Origin of the sequence: Halorarius litoreus, assembly GCF_024362405.1 — an archaeon.
GTDB classification, from domain to species: Archaea; Halobacteriota; Halobacteria; order Halobacteriales; family Haloarculaceae; genus Halorarius; species Halorarius litoreus.
Window position 1 is genome coordinate 2,870,304 of the sequence record NZ_CP101454.1, and the last position, 20,055, is coordinate 2,890,358.

Annotated in this window: 20 protein-coding genes; 7 read left to right on the top strand and 13 right to left on the bottom strand. The window is 67.7% G+C overall.

Annotated elements, in window-relative coordinates:
• The 8 genes from NL126_RS15120 to NL126_RS15155 all read right to left on the bottom strand — a co-directional run bounded on the left by NL126_RS15120 (window position 1) and on the right by NL126_RS15155 (window position 8,491).
• Window positions 1-726, bottom strand: coding sequence for a ribosome assembly factor SBDS (locus NL126_RS15120; RefSeq protein WP_255195714.1), 726 nt, complete (start codon window positions 724-726; stop codon window positions 1-3).
• 47 nt (window positions 727-773) lie between these two features.
• Entirely contained in the window at window positions 774-3,965 is a 3,192-nt protein-coding gene (locus NL126_RS15125; protein ID WP_255195715.1) for a S8 family serine peptidase, read from the bottom strand.
• A 113-nt stretch (window positions 3,966-4,078) separates the two neighbouring features.
• A complete protein-coding gene (psmA, locus tag NL126_RS15130; RefSeq protein WP_255195716.1) occupies window positions 4,079-4,831 on the bottom strand; it encodes an archaeal proteasome endopeptidase complex subunit alpha in 753 nt (250 codons plus the stop codon).
• Between the two features lie 2 nt (window positions 4,832-4,833).
• Window positions 4,834-5,310 (bottom strand): Rpp14/Pop5 family protein, encoded by a 477-nt coding sequence (locus NL126_RS15135; RefSeq protein ID WP_255195717.1) that lies wholly within the window; start codon window positions 5,308-5,310, stop codon window positions 4,834-4,836.
• Complete coding sequence (locus NL126_RS15140; protein WP_255195718.1) at window positions 5,307-5,921, bottom strand: class I SAM-dependent methyltransferase; 615 nt, start codon at window positions 5,919-5,921, stop codon at window positions 5,307-5,309. Before NL126_RS15140 ends, NL126_RS15135 begins: the two co-directional genes overlap by 4 nt.
• Window positions 5,905-6,609, bottom strand: a complete 705-nt coding sequence (locus NL126_RS15145) for an RNase P subunit p30 family protein (protein WP_255195719.1) — start codon at window positions 6,607-6,609, stop codon at window positions 5,905-5,907. The genes NL126_RS15140 and NL126_RS15145 overlap by 17 nt, the downstream gene beginning before the upstream one ends.
• Window positions 6,610-6,685: 76 nt before the next feature.
• Window positions 6,686-7,558, bottom strand: coding sequence for a hypothetical protein (locus tag NL126_RS15150; RefSeq protein ID WP_255195720.1), 873 nt, complete (start codon window positions 7,556-7,558; stop codon window positions 6,686-6,688).
• A 135-nt stretch (window positions 7,559-7,693) separates the two neighbouring features.
• Window positions 7,694-8,491 carry a cytochrome b gene (locus NL126_RS15155; RefSeq protein WP_255195721.1) on the bottom strand — a complete coding sequence of 266 codons (798 nt, stop codon included), beginning with the start codon at window positions 8,489-8,491 and terminating at the stop codon, window positions 7,694-7,696.
• Window positions 8,492-8,744: 253 nt separating this feature from the next.
• Here NL126_RS15155 and NL126_RS15160 point away from each other — a divergent pair, with 253 nt between their 5' ends.
• Genes NL126_RS15160 through NL126_RS15170 form a run of 3 tightly spaced genes read left to right on the top strand, consistent with a single transcriptional unit; the run spans window position 8,745 to window position 11,166 of the window.
• Window positions 8,745-9,551 (top strand): helix-turn-helix transcriptional regulator, encoded by an 807-nt coding sequence (locus tag NL126_RS15160; RefSeq protein WP_255195722.1) that lies wholly within the window; start codon window positions 8,745-8,747, stop codon window positions 9,549-9,551.
• Window positions 9,548-10,363 (top strand): helix-turn-helix transcriptional regulator, encoded by an 816-nt coding sequence (locus NL126_RS15165; protein WP_255195723.1) that lies wholly within the window; start codon window positions 9,548-9,550, stop codon window positions 10,361-10,363. The genes NL126_RS15160 and NL126_RS15165 overlap by 4 nt, the downstream gene beginning before the upstream one ends.
• Window positions 10,360-11,166, top strand: a complete 807-nt coding sequence (locus NL126_RS15170) for a helix-turn-helix transcriptional regulator (RefSeq protein WP_255195724.1) — start codon at window positions 10,360-10,362, stop codon at window positions 11,164-11,166. The genes NL126_RS15165 and NL126_RS15170 overlap by 4 nt, the downstream gene beginning before the upstream one ends.
• 35 nt (window positions 11,167-11,201) lie before the next feature.
• Here NL126_RS15170 and NL126_RS15175 read toward each other — a convergent pair whose 3' ends face one another.
• On the bottom strand, window positions 11,202-12,017 hold the full coding sequence (locus NL126_RS15175; RefSeq protein WP_255195725.1) for an alpha/beta fold hydrolase: 816 nt from the start codon (window positions 12,015-12,017) through the stop codon (window positions 11,202-11,204).
• Window positions 12,018-12,167: 150 nt separating this feature from the next.
• Between NL126_RS15175 and dacZ the strand changes: the two genes are divergently transcribed.
• Window positions 12,168-12,977 carry a diadenylate cyclase DacZ gene (gene dacZ / locus NL126_RS15180; RefSeq protein WP_255195726.1) on the top strand — a complete coding sequence of 270 codons (810 nt, stop codon included), beginning with the start codon at window positions 12,168-12,170 and terminating at the stop codon, window positions 12,975-12,977.
• Window position 12,978: 1 nt separating this feature from the next.
• Window positions 12,979-13,779, top strand: a complete 801-nt coding sequence (locus NL126_RS15185) for a mechanosensitive ion channel domain-containing protein (protein WP_255195727.1) — start codon at window positions 12,979-12,981, stop codon at window positions 13,777-13,779.
• On the opposite strand, the gene NL126_RS15190 is transcribed toward NL126_RS15185, so the two are convergent.
• Entirely contained in the window at window positions 13,776-14,291 is a 516-nt protein-coding gene (locus NL126_RS15190; RefSeq protein WP_255195728.1) for an acyltransferase, read from the bottom strand. The genes NL126_RS15185 and NL126_RS15190 overlap by 4 nt on opposite strands.
• A gap of 31 nt (window positions 14,292-14,322) precedes the next feature.
• A complete protein-coding gene (locus NL126_RS15195; RefSeq protein WP_255195729.1) occupies window positions 14,323-16,185 on the bottom strand; it encodes a DEAD/DEAH box helicase in 1,863 nt (620 codons plus the stop codon).
• 105 nt (window positions 16,186-16,290) lie between these two features.
• On the opposite strand from NL126_RS15195, the gene NL126_RS15200 reads away from it, so the two are divergent.
• Window positions 16,291-16,863 carry a DUF8121 family protein gene (locus NL126_RS15200; protein WP_255195730.1) on the top strand — a complete coding sequence of 191 codons (573 nt, stop codon included), beginning with the start codon at window positions 16,291-16,293 and terminating at the stop codon, window positions 16,861-16,863.
• 15 nt (window positions 16,864-16,878) lie between these two features.
• On the opposite strand, the gene NL126_RS15205 is transcribed toward NL126_RS15200, so the two are convergent.
• Window positions 16,879-17,655, bottom strand: coding sequence for a 2-phosphosulfolactate phosphatase (locus tag NL126_RS15205; protein ID WP_255195731.1), 777 nt, complete (start codon window positions 17,653-17,655; stop codon window positions 16,879-16,881).
• Between the two features lie 141 nt (window positions 17,656-17,796).
• Here NL126_RS15205 and NL126_RS15210 point away from each other — a divergent pair, with 141 nt between their 5' ends.
• The gene (locus NL126_RS15210; protein WP_255195732.1) at window positions 17,797-18,573 is read left to right on the top strand and encodes an ATP-grasp domain-containing protein; all 777 of its coding nucleotides are present in this window, start codon (window positions 17,797-17,799) and stop codon (window positions 18,571-18,573) included.
• Window positions 18,574-18,632: 59 nt separating this feature from the next.
• Here NL126_RS15210 and purD read toward each other — a convergent pair whose 3' ends face one another.
• Window positions 18,633-19,931 (bottom strand): phosphoribosylamine--glycine ligase, encoded by a 1,299-nt coding sequence (gene purD / locus NL126_RS15215; RefSeq protein ID WP_255195733.1) that lies wholly within the window; start codon window positions 19,929-19,931, stop codon window positions 18,633-18,635.
• Window positions 19,932-20,055 lie beyond the last annotated feature (124 nt).

Consider the following 20,055-nt stretch of genomic DNA (forward strand, 5'->3'; position numbering starts at 1 on the left):
TCACCGCGTCCCGATGTCGTCCTCGTCTTTGATGACCGTCGTCTCGGCTTCGCCGCTCGACACCTCGTTGACCAGCTCGTAGAAGTCGTTCTGCATCCCGGCGGGGAACTTCACGACGCCGACCCACGAGCCGTCGTTCTGCCACTCCTCGCGCTGGAGTTCGCCGAACTCGCGGACCCGTGACTGTCCCTTGCCTGCGTACTCCGGCGGAAGTCGCGCCGCCACGACGAGTTCCTCGAACCGGATGGGAAGGACGGGCCGGAGCGCCTCCAGTGCGTCGTCGACCTGCGTCTCGACCTGCTCCATCGGGTCGACGCGGAACCCCGCCTCCTCCAGCGCACGCTCGATGCGCTCTGGTGGGTGGGGCGCGTCGTCCATCTGCGGGTTCACGGCGTTGCGCGCGATGATGTTGATGAGCTGGCGCCGCTTCTGCTCCTGCATCTCGCGTCGTTGCTCCGAGGTAATCTGGATCTCCCCGCGCTTGATGACCTCGGGGATGATCTCGAGCGGGTCCGTCGTGTCGAACACCTCCTTCAGAGAGCTTTCAGGGGGGCGGTCCCCACTAGACGCGTCCTCGAAGACGTCCTCGGCCGCGATGACGTCCTCCAGTTCGCCGTCGAACTCGCCGCGCTTGATGGCCAGCGCCGCGTCCGGGTCGACGAGCACCTCGAACCGCTGTCCGTGCGACTCCAACCGGGCCGTCACCGCCTCGTCGAGTGATATCATACGCCCCGGTACGCGAAGGCGGACCTAAAAGGTGTTTACGTCCCCGACTACAGCAGGTCGGTGCCGGTGTCGAGTCCGGTGTCCGTCGAGCCGGCGTCGGTGGCCGTGGTTCCGGTCGTCGTGTCGGTGCTCGTCGAGCCCGTCGACCCGCTGTCGGGGGAGGTTCCCACGACGACGTTCTCGTCGGTGCCGCCGAACGTCGCGACCTCGTTCGAGTAGCTCGATGCCGCGCCAGAGCCCATGTCGGCGCGCGCCGGCCCGAGCGTGAACTGGCCGGGACTGTCTCCCGCCTTGACGAAGTAGGTGAACGTCTTCGACCGGCTGGTGTCGCCGAGGTCCATCACTTCCGAGCGGTTGACGGTCCCGAGTTTCACGAGCGTCCGGCCGTCGGGGACCGACACGTCGCCGTCCTGCTGCCCGACCTCGGTGCCGTCACCGCCGACGACGGTCCACGAGTCGGGGATGACGTCGTAGACGGTGACCGAGTCGACGCCGTCGTCCAGTTCGTCGACCGTGATGTCGACCTGGTCGGTCTGGCCACCGCGGAACACGTCGCCGTCGTCCTGTCGGGAGCCGACGACGGTGAACGTGGGGAGGTCCGCGACGGTCACCGACGTCTCGAGGTCGAGGTGCGCCTGCACGTCGTAGCCGTTGACGACGCCCGGCACGTTCACGAGTTTGGCGACGACGACGTACGCGCTCGGCTCCGCGACCGACACCGAGACCGACGCCGAGCCCTGTAGACCCTGCGCCTTCGCAGCGACCGTCGGCTCGCCACCCTCGCTCGGGTTCGCGATGTCGTAGACGAACAGGTCGACGTGAGGCGACCCCTTCGCCATCCCCTTGTTGCCGCCGGAGAGGTGCGACACCGACACCGACACGTCGAGGCTGCCCTTCGGCGCGTCGACGAAGCCGGCGAGCGCCCGCGAGTCCTCGGGGACGTTCAACCCGACCGCGCCCGAGACGGTGTTCGTGTACGTCTGGTTCGGCTGCGCGGTCGAGAGGTCGACGAGTTCCCGCGTGACGGCGTCGACCGCCGCGTCGGGGTTCACGCGACCGTACCCCTCGTAGACGTCCTTCTCGCCGAAGCCGTAGGTGGGAGCGTGCGCTCGGTGGTACGGCGCCGCGGTGAACGCCGTCTCCGTGGCGGTCGCGCAGATGACCGACTTGAGCCGCATCACGTCCGCGAGGTCGGTCTCGCTCGGCTCGGGGAGCGTGACCCCCGCGGGACGGCGCTCCTCGCCGTCGCGGAACTCGGGGAGGTCGAACTCCATCGCCTCGGCGACGAGACCGACGACGCCGTTCGTGTACGGCGTCGCCATCGACGTGCCAGCCTTCCCGGTGTAGTCCTGCACGAACTCGTCGTCGTCGTACGTGTCGATCTTCGCTTTCGCGGCCTTCACGGTGTCCGTGAGGTAGCCACCGGGCGCGGTCACGTCCGGCTTGATATACTGCCGCTGGCTGTCGTCGTCGACGGTCGGCGCGCCGCCCGAGGAGTACGAGGTGAGGCCGTCGAGCGGACCGGTCGCCGCCACCGAGATGGCCTCGTCAGCGAGCGCCGGGAACGCCGACTGTCCAGGCGTGAAGGAGTTGCCCGCCGCAGCCACACTGAGAATACCGTTCTCGGCGATCTGCTTGATGGTCTGGCCGCGGTCAGAGAGGGCACCGCCGGCGGCACCGAACGGTGGCGTCGCGAGGCCGACGACCGGGTCGCCCGGCCCCCACGACATGTTGACCGAGCGGATGCCGAACGTCTCGGCGAGTTCGTGGCCGCTCGACGCGAGGAACGGGAGCGGACTCGCGAGCCCCTGCAGCCCGAACAGCCGGGCGTTGGGCGCGACACCGGAGTGCAACGAGACGTCGCCGAGCAGGTCGCCGTTCTCGACGGCGCCGTCCGCCTCGACGGTCGCGGGGTCGCGGAACGTCCCCACCGCGACTTTCTCGACGCGGCCCGCAGAGGCCGTCGACTCGCCGACCGGGTGGACGTAGCAGGTGTACGTGCCGCCCTCCCCCGGCGGTACGGCGACCTCTGCGACCGCGCTGTCCTCCAGCGAGAGGTCGCTCGGGAGACCTGCCTCGCCCGCGGCGACGTTCGGGACGCCGTCCTCGAGGGTCCGGCCGTCGGGGCCCTCGATGGTCACCTCGATGCCGTCACCGAGCGCGGAGATGAAGACGCCCGTTCCGCCCTCGACCGTGACGGGGTAGTCGCGGAAATCGCCCGCCGCGAGCACGGCGTTCGGCTCCTCGACGGTGAGCGTCGAGTGGTCGACCGCCGAGGCACGGCCGGAGCCGGCCATGATGGACGAACAGTGGCTTCCGTGTCCGTTCGGGTCGCGCGGCTTGGCGAACGTGTTGTAGCGGGCGCCGGCGTCGTGCCAGCCGACCAGTTTCGCGCCGTCGGCGAACGGGTCGAAGTCGGCACCGAGACTGTCGTCGAGGGCGGACTTCGTCGAGAACGTCTCCTCGACGTACACCTCCTGCGAGACGGTCTGGGTGTACTTCTCGGCGACGTATCGGTAGGTCGCCCCCGATTCGAGGTCGATCTCGAGGACCTCGGGCATGTCCGCCGAGGCCGCTGTGGCGACGGGCGTCCAGTTCCCGTCGTCGGTCTGAACGTCGATGCGGAGTTCGAGGTCGTTGAAGTTCGCGGTCAGCGGCTGGTCGGCGGGGTTGTAGCCGTCCCAGAACAGTTTGGCTTCGAGCACGTCGGCGTCGGGCGTCGGTGCCGGACTCGCGTTGCCGTCCGCGTCCGAGCCGCCGACGGTGAACTCACCGATGACGGTCTCAGCTGCCTGGCCGGTCGCGACGAACGCGCCGGGCAGCACCTGTGCAGTGAACCGGACGTTGCCTTCCTCCTTCGTGAACGTCTCTGCGACGCTCACGCTCCGGTTCTCGAGGGCCTCCGGCGTGGTGAGCGTGATGCCGTTGCCGTCGCCGTCGGTGTCGATTTCGGTTCCATCGATGACCGTGACGCCGTTCCACGGGCCGAGGTCGGGGTGCCGTCCGTCGATACCCGTGTCGGTGATGCCGAGCGTCCGTTCGGGGTGGCCGCGGATGCCGCGTGCCCACACCTTCGCCACCTCACGGACGCGGGGATTGGCGAACTCGGTCGAGAACCCCTGCTCGGCCGCCGCCGAGGCGGTTGCGCCGGTGCCGAGGAGGGCGGCACCGGCCGCCACGCCAGCCCCTTTCAGGAACGTGCGTCGCGGGAGGTCGGTCGTCGGGTCGTTGTTGCTCATCTACCCATAGCTGCCCAACCCACCCTTTAACGGATTGTGACAATTCCATCAAAACGACGCGGAGAGCGGGTGACGCCCGGTGCTGGGCGGGACAGCCGTGGCCGACCGGACGGTTACTCGTCTGCGGGCTCGTCGCTCGCGAGCAGGTCGTGTTCGGTGAGCTGCGCTTCGATGTCCTCGTCGGAGAGCGCCTCGAACTGTTCGGTCTCGACGGCGATGGTGGCAACGCCGACGCCCTCGGGGTCGAGTTCGCCGTCGTTGACCGACGCGAGCGCCTCGAGCGCGAGCGCGACACCCTCGTCGAGCGTCGCCTCGGGGTCGTAGTGCTCCTCGAGGTAGTCGTCGATCTCACCACGGTCCGCGCCGACGGCGAGTGCCTGCCACTCGTACGGGGTCCCCGACGGGTCCGTCTCGAACAGGCGCGGCTCGCCGTCCTCGATGCCGCCGACGAGGAGGGCGACACCGAACGGCCGTGCGCCACCGACCTGCGTGTACTGCTGGATGTGGTCGGTGATGTTCTTGGTGAGCGTCTCGACGCCCACGGGCTCGCCGTAGCGCAGCTGGTTGACCTGCGCCTGCCGGCGGGCGAAGTCGATGAGCTGGCGGGCGTCCGCGACGTGCCCTGCCGACGCGATGCCGACGTGGTCGTCGGCCTTGTGGAGTTTCTCGACCGAGGAGGGCTCCATCAGCGGCGACCGCGACCGCTTGTCCACGACGAGGACCACTCCCTCCGCTGTTCGAACACCGATACTGGCGGAGCCGCGTTTGACGGCTTCCCGCGCGTACTCGACTTGGTAGAGGCGACCGTCCGGAGAGAAGATGGTGATTCCCCGGTCGTAGGCCTGCTGCTGAGATTGACCCTGCATCGTTATGTATCGAGTTCCGTCCCTCCGAGGAAGCCGTCACCGACGCGCGCGTCGACGCGGGGGGACCGCACGACGGCACGTCGCTCGGCGTCCGCGAAGGCGACTTTTCTCTCCTCCGTGGGTACCTGCGGCCGATGTATATAGTTTTCCTCACACGCACGCACGGTCCCGGAGACCCCGCGGACCCGAACCCCGAGTGGCTGCCCGTTCACCTCGTCCACGCAGGCCAGCGCGGCTCGCGCCCGGTCGACCTCGCCACGGCGCACGCGAACGACCGCGTGGCCAGCACCGTCCTCGAAGTCGAACCCGTACACCGTGCAGTCGACCTCGGCGCTGCCCGCATCGCCCAGCAGGTTCTGGGCGGCGTACCAGAGGTCACGCTGGAAGTCGCCCCGCGAGATGCGGGCGTCCGGCCACGACTCGAGCCCGACGGCGAGGTAGCGCCAGCGCGGCCGGAGGTGCTTCGGGAGGTGTTTCATCCCGCACGCTCCGCCACCAGCACCCCGACCTGCTCGTGGACCATCTCCACCGCCGTCAGCACGAACCCGTTGTCGGTGAGTGCGTCCGCGAGGAGGCCGACCGTCGACGGGTCGTCGACCTCGGGGTCGTAGAACGGTTCGGAGGGGTCGGGCTCGCCGAAGAACATCACGTCGCCGAGGACGAACTTTCGCGGCTTCAGGTCGGCTATCACCTGGATGGCCTCGCGCTTCTCTGCGTCCGAGAGGTGGTGCATCGCGAAGTTCGACACCACGACGTCGACTGCACCCTCGTAGTCGGGGTCGCGGAACTCGCCGTAGCCGAACTCGACGTTGTCGAGGCCGGCGTCGGCAGCCTTCTCGCGCGCCTGTGCCATCATCCCCTCGCTGATGTCGCGGCCGACGACGTGCCCGGCGAGGTCCGCGAGCGCGAGGCCGATGGCTCCCGTCCCGCAGCCGAGGTCGAGGACGGTGTCCTCGCCCGTCAAGCCATCGCGCGCGTGGTCGACGACGAGCGACGCACAGGCCCGGTACTCGTCGCTGTCCTGCGTCTCGTCGTACTCGCCTGCGAACTCGTCGAAGCGGTCGGCGTGCTCGTCAACGCTCTTCTTCATCACGCGCTAGTCGAACCCCCGGCTCCAAGAACTCCTCGGACAGGCGGTCGCGATTGCGCGCGGCGAGTCGGCCCCACTCACGGAGGCCCTCGCGGATCTGCTCGGCGTCGAAGCCGACGACTTCACCGACCGCGACCAGTTCTCTCGGGGCTCGAAGCTCGAGATGCGAGGTCGGGTTGGCGCTCACGACGTACGGTACGTCGTACGTCTCGACGAGTTCGCGGAGTTTGCGGAGCCCCTTGATGACCCTGACGCGCGAGCCGCCGTCGTCGCGGAGGACGGGCCCGAGGTCGAACTCGAAGCGGACGCCGTTCTCGGCGGCGGCCTTCGCGAGCACGTGGTTCACGTCGCCGTCGCCGCGCATCGGGTGCGCCAGCACGTCGACTTCGGGCTGCTCGCAGGCGAACCGGTTGATGGTGGTGTCACCGCCGTGGACGAGGAGGAGTGTCCGTTCCTCGCGGTAGCGAGTGACGAGTCCCGACGCCTGCGAGCGGTCGTCGGTGCGGAGTTCGATGCCCTCGACGACGTCCACGCCGTACTCGTTCGCGATACCGTCGGCCTCGTAGTCGGCCTGCCGGTCGCCGTGGTTGCGGACGACGACCCCGTCGAAGTCGCACTCGCGGGCCGTCAGCGCGAGGCGTGAGACGGTGGCGTCGCCGTCAGGATGTGCGTGGACGCCCTCGTACATACTCCTTCGTCGACGGGGGCGGCCCTTCCCGCTGTCGGTCCAGTCCGTCGGTCACCCTCCGCAGAGAGTGACGCACTCAGGAGGGCGCGCGTGGGCTCTCCGTGGAGACGACGCGCTGACTCGGCGCGTCCCGGCGGACCGACCACTCGTACGCCCCGACGACGGCGAGCGCCCAGAGCACGGCGAGCGCCGACCAGGTGGTGTCCAGCCCGGACATCGTTGGCTGGAACACCGACGCGAGGGCGAGCATCGTGGCGAGCAGTCCAGCGCCGTACGCTGCTCCACGCCGACCGCGGTTCCGGACGCCGGCGAGGCCGGCGAGCGCGACCATGCTGAGTCCGTAGTACGTCATCGTACCGTAGTGGCCGAGTTCGGCGTGTTCGTCGCCGAGGACTATCTGGAATCGCAGCTGCCCGAGTACGTACAGCACGACCGGGACGGCGGCCAGCACGGCGAGTCCGAGCAGCACCGGGTCGACGTCGGTTCGCTTGATTCCACCGAGCTCGAACACCTCACGGCGAGCCGGGTGCAGTGCCGCGGCGACGAACACCGGCCCGAAGAACAGCAGGACCGACGGGTCGAACTGGGGGCCGGTGAACGCCAGGCCCGGAGTGACGAGTTCGAGCGCCGGACGCAGCACGAGCCCCACGCTCAGGTCGATGACGCTGAGTAGCAGGGCGACCTGCATCGCGGTGACGCGCTTCGCCGGCTTGTAGAGTTGGACGACCATCGCCAGGCCCCAGACCCACACCCACGTCGCCAGCGCGATGTCGTGGACGAAGTGGACGGTGTCCGAGAGCACGGGGTCGAACCATCCGACGATGCTGGCGTACAGGACGAAGTTGAACGCCAGCAGCCAGAAGAACACGAACGCGAGGACCGCGAGGTAGAACCCGGCCATGCGAGCGATGCGGCGCGGGCTCTCCCCGCTGATGGATTCGAGGACCATCGTCAGTCACCACCCTCCCAGTTGGCGGTTTCAGCGGTCGGTGTGTTGGGTGTCATCGCACCACATAGATGGCTGGCCAGTCATATCATGCTGCTTTCTGCAAGAGTTTCACGCCGCGCAACTCGTTGCAGAGTCTCAGTGGGGCTCCGCGATGCCCTGCATCCAGACGATGCCGATGTGGATGGCGATGAGCGCTGTGGTGATGAACGGGAAGAAGAACACGTGCAAGATGTACATCCGCTGGAGCGTGCTCTGACTGAGCGAGAACCCGCCGAACAACAGCTGGGCGATCCACTCGCCGGCGAGCGGCACCGAGAGGAACAGTTCGACGCCGATCTGGCCGGCCCAGAACGCGAGCTGGTCCCACGGCAGGATGTAGCCGGAGTAGCCGAACAGCAGCACGAGCGAGATGAGGATGATGCCGAGGATCCAGTTCACCTCTCGCGGTTCCTTGTACGCCCCCGTGAAGTAGACGCGGAGCATGTGGAGGAAGACGGCCGCGACCATCACCTGGGCGGCCCAGCGGTGGAGGCTCCGGAGGAAGAAGCCGAACCGGAGCTCGGTCATGATGAACACGATGGAGTTGTACGCCGTCGAGGGGTCGCCGGTCGCCGCGGGCGAGTAGTAGAAGCCGAGCAGCGCCCCCGAAACCGCGGCGACGAGGTAGGCGATGACCGAAAAGGAGCCGAGAGCGTACAGCGGGTACCAGTACCAGAACTTGTTGTCGAGGTTGTACTGTTCGGTGTGGCTCTTCGGCATCTGCATGTTGACCTTGTAGTAGAGCGTCTCCAGCAGCTCGAGGTAGTCGACGATGCGGAGCCGCTTGTCGAGATACATCAGCACCGTCAGGTACGTCGTCTCGATGGGCGTCAGGTCGTCCCTGTCTTTCATCCAGCCGCGGTGGTCGTGGGGGTCACGACGTTCGAGGCTCACGAGCGTCTCTCTCGCGTGTTACCGACTGGCCGACGGTCGACCGCGGCAGTGTCCACCCGGTCCATGCCAGTCAATAACACTGTCCGAGCACATCATGATGCTGACTGACAGATTTTCACGCCGTGAAACTCGCCGTAGCGGTCGGCTGAATCGCCGCAGTCCGTCCGTCGACGGAGGATTGCACCTGTCACGCCATAGTGTCAGGTATCCTTAATACGTCTCGTCGCCTCCTCTACGGGAAGAATTTGTCCGTATGACTCCCACCCCCCTCGACGACGTCGAATTCCTCGCCCGGTCAGGGCACCGTGTCGAGGTGCTCCGGACCCTTGCCACCGGACCGCGCACGCGACCGGTCCTGCACGACGCGACGGGCATCTCCCAGCCGACGCTGGGGCGCATCCTCGGCGGGTTCGAGGATCGGAACTGGGTGGAGCGTCGCGGGAGTGAGTACGCGCTCACCGAGTGCGGGACGCTGCTGACGGAGGCGTTCGAGAACCTGGTCGACACGGTCGCGGCGGTCCAGCGAGTCGGTGACGTGCTCGTCGCGCTCCCGACCGCGGAGCTGGCGTTCGACCTGCGGGAACTGGCGGACGCGACCGTCACGAAGCCGGAAGACGGTGGGGTGTTCGCCCCGATCGACCGGCTGACGAGCCAGTTCTTCGGTGCCGGCCGTGCCAGAATTCTCGTTCACTCTGCCCCGCCCGGCACGAAGGAAGACCACCACTCCCGTGCCGAGCGGTTCCAGGCGAGCGACCGGCAGGTCGAATCCATCAACTCGGTGGCGGCACTCGACCAGGCGCGAGCGGACCCCGAGACGGCCGCGATGGTCCGTGCCGGCATCGAGTCGGGCCGAGCGATCATCTACGAGTACGACGAGCCGATACCGTTCGTCCTCGCGGTCACGGAGGACGTCACGATGCTCGCCCCGACGGACGAGCAGGGCGTCCCCACCGCCCTCGTCGAGACGACGAGCGAGGCGGTCCGGTCGTGGGCGGAGGCCACGCTCGACGCCTACCGCGAGCGGGCGCGGCGCGTCACGGCGGAGGACCTGGCGCCGTGACCGCCCCGCTCGACGACGTGGCGTTCCTCGCCCGGTCCGGGCACCGCGTCGACGTGTTGCGAACGTTGGTGTCGGAGCCCCGTACCCGCGCCGACCTGCACGACGAGACGGGGATTTCACAGCCAACGCTCGGGCGGATTCTGGGAGACTTCGAGGACCGCAACTGGGTCGAGCGACACGGCCACGGATACGCGCTCACCGCGGCCGGGGCGCTCGTCGCCGACGCGTTCGACGACCTGCTCGACACAGTCGAGATCGTCCAGAATCTGGGGGCGGTGATACAGCTACTCCCGACCGAGGAGATGGACTTCGATATCCGAGCGTTCGCGGACGCCACCGTCACGAGCCCGGAGCCGGGCGAGGCGCTCACGCACGTCACACGTCTGGCGGAACTGCTGTACCAGACCGACCACATTCGGGTCCTGACGCCGACTATCGCACCGGGGCCGGAGGAGGACCGCCGCCAGCGCGCCGCGGCGTTCCTCGACAGCGACCGGGTCAGTGAGGGAATCGTCTCGGCCGAGGCGATGCAGCGAGAGCCCCTGTTCGACGTGGGTGACGAGGCGTCGCTCGGGTTCCTGCGGACGGCGCTCGAATCGGGACGCGTGCGGCTCCACGTGTACGACGGACCCATCCCACTCCTGCTCATGGTCGCGGACGGGACCGCCGTGCTGGCGCCGACCGACGAGCACGACACCCCGGTGGTGGTCATCGAATCGACGAACGAGACGGTTCGTTCCTGGGTCGACGCCCAGCTCGACGCGTACCGAGAACGGGCGACCGAACTCACCACGGAGGACTTGCCAGTATGACGTCGACGCCCCTCGACGACGTGTCGTTCCTCGCCCGCTCCGACCATCGGGTCGAGGTGTTGCGGACGCTCGCGCCGGGAGCGCGGAGCCGCCCGGAGTTACACGCAGAGACCGAGATTCCCCAACCCACGCTCGGACGCGTTCTCGGGTCGTTCGAGGACCGCAACTGGGTCGAGCGACGGAACGGCGAGTACGCGCTCACCGCGGCCGGGGCGCTCGTTGCCGCGGAGTTCACGGACCTCCTCGACACGGTCGAGACCGTCCAGCGGCTCGGTGACGTGCTCGTGCAACTCCCGACCGACGAGATGGCGTTCGACGTGCGTGCGTTCGCGGACGCCACCGTCTGGACGCCCGAGCCGGGCGACACGCTCAGTCACATCCGACGGATGGAGGAGACGTGGCTCGAAGCCGACCGGAAGCGGCTGCTGGGCGGCACGCTCGGCCCAGCGTCGTTCGAGCAACGCCGGGATAACGCACGAGAGTTCGTCGAGCGCGAGATGCGGGCCGAGACGGTCGTCTCGACCGCCATGATGGAGCGAGGGATGTCTGACCCGGAACTCAACCGGCTGGTCCGGGAGCACTGGGATCCCGAGCGTATGGTGGGATACCTGTACGACGGCCCCATCCCACTCATCCTCGCCATCGCGGACGACACCGCGATGCTGGCCCCGACCGACGAGAACGGCATCCCCACGGCGGTCGTGGTCACCGAGAACGAGGCAGTCCGCGCGTGGGTGGACGACCGAATCGACGAGTACCGGGAGCAGGCGACGGAACTGACCTTCGACGACCTGCCGCCCTGACCAGCCGGGTACCGCCTGGCCGCGCGAGTGCTCGCTCAGTACACCTCCTCGAGGAACTCACGGATGGCGGCGTTCGCAGCCTCGGGGTTCTCCAGGTTCGAGGAGTGGCCGGCTTCCGGAATCGGCACGAGCCGCGCGTTCGGCATCGCCTCGACCGTGGCTTCGGCTTCCCCCATCTCGATGGAGATGTCCTCTTCACCGTGGATTGCGAGCGTCGGCACGTCGATGTCGCTCACTTCCTCGGTGAAGTCGGGCCGGTGGAGCCACGACGACGTTTCGCGATAGACCGCTTCCCCGGGGTAGGTGAACCAGCGGTCGACCCACCGCTGGACGAGTTCAGGGTTCTCGTCGAGGGTCGTCCGCCCGAACAGGAGGTTCTTCACGATGTCGGCGAGCCCCTCGGGTACCTCGCCGGCCGCGCGCGTCTGCTCGATCATCTGGCCGTACTGCTCCTGGTCGTCCTCGCTGTGGGCGGTCGCCTGCGAGTCGATGAGCACGAGTCCGTCGACGCGCTCGGGATACCGATGGGCGAACCGGAGCGCCATGAACCCGCCCATCGACATCCCCGCGAGCACACAGGAGTCGACGTTGAGCGCGTCGCACAGCGCATCGAGGTCGTCCGCGAGGTCCCAGAGGTCGTAGTCGTCCGCACATCTGTCCGTGCGTGCCCGGAGGTTGTACGCGAGACAGCGGTAGTCGTCCGAGAGCGCCCCCAGCTGCGGGTGGAACATCGTCCGGTCCATCAGCGTGCCGTGCGCGAACACGACTGCCGGCCCCTCGCCCGCCTCGACCGCCACGGTCTCGGCGCGCTCCCGGTACATTTCGGTGCCACGATTGTCCTCCGTTGACATGACACGCGACTGTTTCGACCGCGGTGGCTTAAGCCTACGTCCGCGAGTGCGTCGGCCAGTACAGGCCCTGTGGTCCGGCTAGTGACAGGCGCAAGCCGGACGCACGACGGCCCATAAACCTTTTTCCTGTCGGCAGAGGTGATACGTGTAATGAGCGACCTCCGGGAGCTGTTGGGTGGTATCGTCGACGACGTCGACGCGGTGTGTCTGTTCTCGCCCAGCGGCTCCTACTACGAGTCGTTCGCCGAGGCCGAAGTGCCCGTCGTCGTCATCGCGCCCGACAACGGCGTCGACGCCGAGAACTACGTCGAACTTCCCCTGGAGTTCGCGGAGGTCCGCGAGCGCATCCGGTTCGGGCTGGAGGGCGCACTCGACAACGGCTACCTCGAAGAGGAGTACGTCGTCGCCTGCGCAACGAAAATGTTCGGGAGCAACATCGACTCCGTGACGCGCGTCAACGCCGGGGAGTTCACCCGGTCGGGCATCTACGGCCTGTTCGCCGACTCCCGTGCCGACCCGGGTGTCATCCGCGACGTGTTCGAGGTCGCCATCGAACTCGGGAAGAAGGGGCAGAAGGGCAAGCAGGTCGGCGCGCTGTTCGTCGTCGGCGACGCCGGCAAGGTGATGAACAAGTCTCGCCCTCTGAGCTACAACCCGTTCGAGAAGAGTCACGTCCACGTCGGCGACCCCATCGTGAACGTGATGCTGAAGGAGTTCTCGCGACTCGACGGCGCGTTCGTCATCTCGGACTCGGGGAAGATCGTCAGTGCCTACCGCTACTTGGAGCCGAGCGCCGAGGGGACGGACATCCCGAAGGGGCTCGGCGCGCGCCACATGGCCGCCGCAGCGACCACGCGCGACACGAACGCCGTCTGTATCGTCCTCTCCGAGTCCGACGGGCTCGTTCGCGCCTTCCAGGGTGGCGAACTCATCCTCGAACTCGACCCGGAGGAGTACTGAGATGCAGGCGGGGCAGCTCCAGCCGTTCCTCGAGACGCTCGAGCGACTGCTCACGGACCAGTTCCGGCTGTTCGTCGGTATCCTCGTGCTGTTGCTCGCCATCGTCGCGGGGCTACTCGCCCGCCGGTTCATCCGCCGGTTCCTGGACGGCCTCGACATCCCCGAGGCCGTCGAGGGGACGCCGTTCGAACGCTACGCGCAGCGAATCGGCACCTCTACCGTCGGCTTGCTGTCGAATCTGAGTGGGCTGTTCGTCCTCGCGGTCGGCGTCATCATCGCCCTCCGGCTGGTGAACGCGGTCCCCCCCGAGCTGCTCTCACAGGGCATCACGGACTTCCTCCGGCAGGTGTTCATCGCCATCGTCGTACTCATCGTCGGCGTCATCACCGGCGACAAGGCCGAACTCTACTTCCGCGAACAGCTGAAGAGCGTGAAGGTCCCCGAGATAAACCTCATCCCGAGGCTCGTCAAGTACTCCATCTTCTACATCGCCGTCCTCATCGCGCTCGACCAGCTCGGCGTCGCGACGACTGCGCTGCTCGTCCTCCTGGCGGCGTACGCCTTCGGGGTGTTCTTCATCGGCGGCATCGCCACCAAGGACCTGCTGATGGCTGCCACCGCGGGCGTCTACCTCCTGCTCAGCGAGCCGTACGCCATCGGCGACCGTGTCGAGGTCGACGGCAACCGCGGCATCGTCCAGGAGGTCGACACGTTCGTCACGCGCATCGAGAACGACGGCGAGGAGTACGTCGTCCCCAACCACCGCGTGTTCCGAAGCGGTATCGTCGTCGTCCGCGACTAATTCTGTTCTCGGGTAACCCGCTCGGCCGGGACGCCCGCCCACGTCTCGCCTGCGGGTACGTCTTGGGTGACGAGCGAGTTCGCCGCGACCTGTGCGTCGGCGCCGATCTCGACGCCGGGGAGTACGATGGCGCCCGCGCCGATCATCGCTCGCTCGCCGACGACCACGTCCCCGAGTCGGTACTCGTCCTGCAGGAACTCGTGGCACAGCAGCGTCGCGTCGTAGCCGACGATACAGTGGTCACCGAGGGTGATACGCTCCGGCCAAAACACGTCCGGTGTCGCCTCCAACCCCCACGAGACGCCCGTGCCCACGTCGATGCCGAGCCGTCGGAGCGCCCAGTTCTTGAGGCGGAGGGAGGGCGCGAGTCGCGCGACGAGGACGAACAGGTAGTTGTAGACGACGTCGACCACACGCTTCTCGTCGGTCCACGACCACAGCGAGTTGCGTGGCCCCTCGGTGGGGTGGCGATCCAGCCGGTCGAACCGCGTGCCGCCGTCGTCGTCAGTCACGACACTCCCTTCCCCGCGAGGGGGTTTGAAGCTACTCCTCGTCGAGCGGCCGGGGCGTCGGCGTCTCGAACGCCTCGGACTCCCGCTCTCGCACTCTGATCCCCTTCCCTTGGAGGTGCCGGGTTCGCGAGCGCGCGAAGTCCTCTTCCTCCGTGGCACGCGTCGCGAGCACGTACATCCGCGCCTTCCCGACCGGGCGCATCGTCCGGCCCGCGCGCTGGGCGCCCTGTCGGCGACTCCCGCCGAGCCCAGAGGCGGCGATGGCGACCTCCGCGCCGGGTAGGTCGATGCCCTCGTCGCCCACGCGCGAGACGACGAGCACCTCCCGCGGGCCGTTGCGGAACTCGTCGAACAGCTTGCGACGGCGGGCGTGCGGCATCTCGCCGGAGACGAACGGGGCGGAGAGCGCCTCGGCGATGGCTTCACCCTGCTCGATGTACTCGACGAATATCAGGGCCTTCGCGCCGGGATGGTCGTGGAGGATGGCCTGTATCTCCCTCACTTTCGCGGGGTTCTCTGCAGCGGCCTTCCGCTTCTCGTGGCCGACCGCGTCGCCGTACTCGGCGGCATCGTCGTCGTCGGCCCACGGCACCAGCCGGATCTCGATTTCGGGCTCGGCGACGTAGCCGGCGTCGAACAGCGCGGCCCAGTTCGTTCCGATGGGGGGGCCGATGAGCGTGAAGATCTCCTGCTGTTTGTCGTCCTCGCGGATGGGGGTCGCCGACAGCCCGAGCCGGTGTTTGGCCTGCAGGTCGGCGCTCCGTCGATGGATGGGCGCTGGAATGTGGTGGACCTCGTCGTAGACGATGAGCCCCCACTTCCGGTCGTCGAACAGGTGGCGGTGGCGGTCCATCCCCGCAGTCTGGTAGGTGGCGATGGTCACCGGGCGAATCTGCTTCGTCCCGCCGTGGTACTCGCCGACCTGTTCCGCTGACAGGGAGGTGTGTTCGAGGATGGTCTCCTTCCACTGGGCCGCGAGTTCGCGACCCGGCACGAGCACGAGCGTCTCACCCTCGATGGCGGCCATGACGCCCATAGCAGCGACGGTCTTGCCGGAACCCGGCGGCCCAACCAGAATGCCCGACCGCTTCTCGATGAAGCGGCTCACCCACTCCTGCTGGTAGTCACGGAGGTCGACACGCAGTTCGACGGGCAAGTCGTCGCCCGTCTCCAGATGTCGCGTGTCGAGCACGGGGTAGCCCGCCTCGTAGAGCGCTCGCTTCACGTCGGCCACGGAGTCGTCGGCGATCCACGCCTCCGTGTCGGAGATGAGCGCGCGCAGTTGCCCCTCCTCGAGTTCCTGTTTCGCGATGTTTCCCATCAGGTCCGCGCTCTTCGCTTCCAGCACCGTGTAGCCGTCGTCGTGGGTGTAGAGCCGGAACTTCCGGGCGCGCTCCCACTGGCCGCGGACCCACTCTTCGAGGTTCTCGCTCCGCTGGCCGAGCGCCTGTCGCATCGTCCGCTGGAGCCCCTCGAACTGGTCGTACGGCGCGCTCCAGACGTCTTCCTGACGGACCTCGTAGATGTACCCCTCCTCGCGGTTGGCGTCCGCCAGATGGGAGAACTGTGAGAGCTGCGCCCGGGTGAACTGCGACGGCTGGTCGACGACGACCTCCCGGCGCTTGGGGAACACGACGACCCGCTCGCGGTCGGCAGTCTCCTTGTAGTCGCTCGGGAACCACACCGTCGGGTCGCGCTCGACGTCGGCCGACTGGATTCGGCCCGTTGCTGCGAGCTGTTCGAGCGCCGCGAGCGCCTCCGTCTGCGAGCAGCCGAGGTCGCGTGCCACCTCGCTCGCGGTGACGACCGGGCGCCCGAACGACTCCAGCGCGTCGTAGAAGGCGTCGAGTGGGAGGTCGGGGGTGTCGGGGGGCGACGAATCCTCTTCGGTCACTGCCCGAGGTAGGGAGCCGACGGACAAAAGCGGCGTGCGTTCCCGCCCGGTGTGCGCCGGCGAGTCACGATACGTTCATCTCCACCGACGTGTTCCTGTACCGGCATGACCCCGTCGCCCTCCCGTCGGCGTTTTCTCGCCACAGCCGGTGCCGCGAGCACGGCTGCGCTCGCCGGGTGCACGTCGTTCGCGCGCCGTGTCAGCCCTCGCTACGAGGTCACGACGCAGCCGTCGATCGGAGAGACCCACATCACGTTCTTCGACGGGCGCTCTCAACTCGCGAACGTCACCGTCCGGGTCGGCTCCCCAGCGTACGGCCCCGCTCGAGTGGAAACGCTCTATTCAGGTGGTGTCGACCAGTTGCTCGACTACCGGCTTCGGCTCCGCCCACGAACGCCCGACGGAACGCCGTGTAACGTCGCGTTGCGCCGCCCCGAAGCCGGCTTCCCCGAGTTCCGGTTCGGTCCGGCACCCGACTACGACTGGACCGAGTTCGTGGTCGACGAGTTCGACGGCGGCTGGCGCGGTACCTTCGGCGTCGGCTTCGACATCACGCCGTGGGAGCCAACCGACCGAGTGACGCTCGACGTCGACCTGCGGGCGACGGTCTCTGACAGTAGTGTTCTGCGACCGTTCGTCGTCGAGGCGCGGACCGAAGCCGAGAGCCGCGCCGTCTGAGCGTCGTGCCCTGAATCAGTCCGCCGTCTGCCCTTCTGTGGCGGCACCGCCGCCCGTCCGTGCGATGTCCACGAGCGACTCGCCGACGAGCTTGGGGACGATCCGACTGCTGTTGATGTTCATGGCGTAGTCGAGGACGTCCCGGCGGCGAACCTCGTGCTTCTCGACGTAGTCGGCCCCCTTCGCGGTCTTCAACTGCTTCCGAAACAGCTCGCGCTCGGTCTCCGAGAGCGGGAGGCCGTCCAGTTCGCGGCTGATGAGCGTCGCGCCGATGTGGTCCTCGACGGCGACGGTACCGCGCGACCCCGAGCTCACGAGGTGGACGTCGCCCTCCTGGGTCCGGAGGTGTGCGGCGAGCGCCGCGGCGTTCATCGTCGACCCGACGTAGACCGTGACGTTCTCTCTGCCGACGGCCCGGAGCTTGGCGACCGCACGCCCCCCGTTCGAGGACGTCATGCTCGCCGGGCGGCCGTCGAGGTCGAGCCGCTGGACGTAGCTGGGGGAGTTGAAGAAGTCGTACCCATCGGTCGGCTCGTAGCTCTCGGTGGGGCTCCCACCGATTTTCGCGCGGGGATTCGACTCTCGGTAGGCGAACTCCTCGCCGCGTTCGTCGGTGATGTGGACGTGCGTGGCACCGTTCGCCAGCAACTCGATGACCGTGTTCGAGAAGTGGAGCGTGTCGATGACGACGTAGTTTCCGGGTGGGAGTGTCGCCGGAATCTCCTCACACCGCTCGATGAGCCGTTCGTCGAGCCCGCGTCCCGACCCGTCGTCCGCGTTGGCGTCGGTCATTGTCCGATGTAGCACCGTAGCCGCTCTAGCGGATATATATCTAGCCTGGGGTTCACTATATAGAACACCCGAGCGGGAATCGGTCGAGTCGGGGGTGGCGGGAACAACCGCTTTGTCCCCGCCGGTCCTCTGGTCGCGGACGTGAGCGCAACGCAACTGCACGTCGGTCTCATCTGCTCGCCGGAGCACACGGTGTTCCAGCAGGTCACCGAAGAGCTCCAGCGTCGTGGCCTGCGCGTGACGTTCTTCGAGCCCGGTGTCGCGCTCTCGCAGGACACACTCGCCGACCTCGACCTCCTCGTGAACAAGAAACCGCGGTTCGAGTCGGTTCGCGCGCTGGAGGATGCCGAGCGCCTCGGTGTGGCGACGTGGAACGACCCCACCGTCACGCGGTTGTTCATCAACCGTCTCTCCCACCTCGGCGCACTGGAGGCGGTCGGGTTCACGGTCCCGGAAACGCACCTCGACTGCCCGGACGGCGAGTACGTCGCCAAACGGTTCTTTGACGTCGAGGACACGCCCGAACTGAACGGCGAGGGCGACCTCTATCAGCCGCTGCTCCCGTTCGACGGCATCGATCACAAGTACTACGCTGTCGACGACGGCGACCACATCCACACGGCCGTCACGCTGGTCGAGTCGAAGCTCTTCGGCGACCGGACGTATCTCCGTCGTGGGACGGTCGACCCCGTGGTCGACGAGGGCATCCGCCGACTCATCCAGCGGACGGGAGTCCGCGCGCTCGGCGTGGACGTCGTCTACGTCGACGACGAACCGGTCGCCATCGACGCCAACGTCGCGACGAGCTTCCGACACGCCGACCTGGAGACGCCGCTCATCGACTCTATCGAGCGGTCTGCTCGCGGCTGGCCGGGAGCGGACGAGCGGCAGAAACGGTCGACCAGCGACCGACAGTAAGGTGTGCTACTGCCCGTGGAACTTGCGGCTCCGCCGTCGTTGCTCGTCGTCCCGTGGTCTCACTCCGTTCCGCCACGCAGTTCGTTCATGTGGTCGATGCGCTGCTGGATGAGGTCCGGCTTCCCGATGTCGTGGCGGGAGCGGAGGCCCTCCTCGCCGGCGGCCGCGAGCGCGTCCTCTGCGATTTCCTCGGCCTCGGTGATGCTGTCGGCGACGCCCACGACGGCGAACGACCGGGAGGTGGTTGTGTAGATGCCGTCCTCGCGGGCGTCGACGCTCGCGTAGAACAGCAGCGCGTCGCCGGCCGACTCCTCGTCGATGGCGACCTTCGCGCCCGATACCGGGTCAGTCGGGTAGCCCTCGGGGACGGCGTACTTGCAGACCGTGGCCTGGTGGGCGAACGAGAGTTCCGGGAGGGACTCGCCGTCGCGCGCCGCGGTGATGACGTCGACGAAGTCCGTCTCCAGAACTGGGAGCGTGTTCATCGCCTCGGGGTCGCCGAACCGGGCGTTGAACTCGACGATTTTCGGGCCGACGGCGGTGAGCATGAACTGGCCGTAGAGGATGCCCTTGTACCCGTCCAGTGCCTCGACGACGGCGCGGATGATGTCGACCGCGGCGGTGTAGTCGTCGGGCGTCATGAACGGCAGTTCGACGGTCGCGTCCGTGTACGAGCCCATCCCGCCCGTGTTCGGCCCCTCGTCGCCCTCGTAGGCACGCTTGTGGTCCTGGACGGCGGGGGCGGGCCGGACGTCGCCGTTCGCGACGAACGCCTGCACGGTGAACTCCTCGCCGACGAGTCGCTCCTCGAGGACGACGCGGTCGTAGTCGGAGTCGCGGAGGTACTCCTTGGCTTCCTCGGCGGTACACTGGTCGCCGATGACGCGGACGCCCTTCCCGCCCGTGAGGCCGGCAGGCTTCACCGCGAGGTCGCCGTCGTACTCGTCGATGAACGCGCAGGCCGACTCCATGTCGTCGAACACCTCGAACGCCGGGTTCCCCGGGATCCCGTGCTCGTCGAGGAACCGTCGTTGAAAGCTCTTGTCCGTCTCGATACGGGCCTCCGCCGAGTTCGGGGCGAACGCGTAGACGCCAGCGTCGTCGAGCGCGTCGGAGACGCCCTCGGCGAGCGGCGACTCGGGGCCGACGACGGCGACGGTCGCCTCGACCGATTCCGCGTAGTCGACCACGGCGTCCGGGTCGGTCTCGTCGAGCTGTTCGAACCCGTCGGCCAGAGCCGCGATGCCGGGGTTACGGTTCGACGCGCAGGCGTACAGCGTCGCCTCGGAGTCAGCGACGGCGCTCGCGATGGCGTGTTCCCGCCCGCCGCCGCCGACGAGCAGAACGGTCTCGCTCATACCCGTGTGACCACGACACGAGAGTGTAAAGGTTGCTTTGTCGGTGGGCAGAGATGCACACGTTCGTGCATCGCGTGGCGAGAGGGGCAGGGGCTATCTCCCCACTCTGCCTCCGACCTTCGTC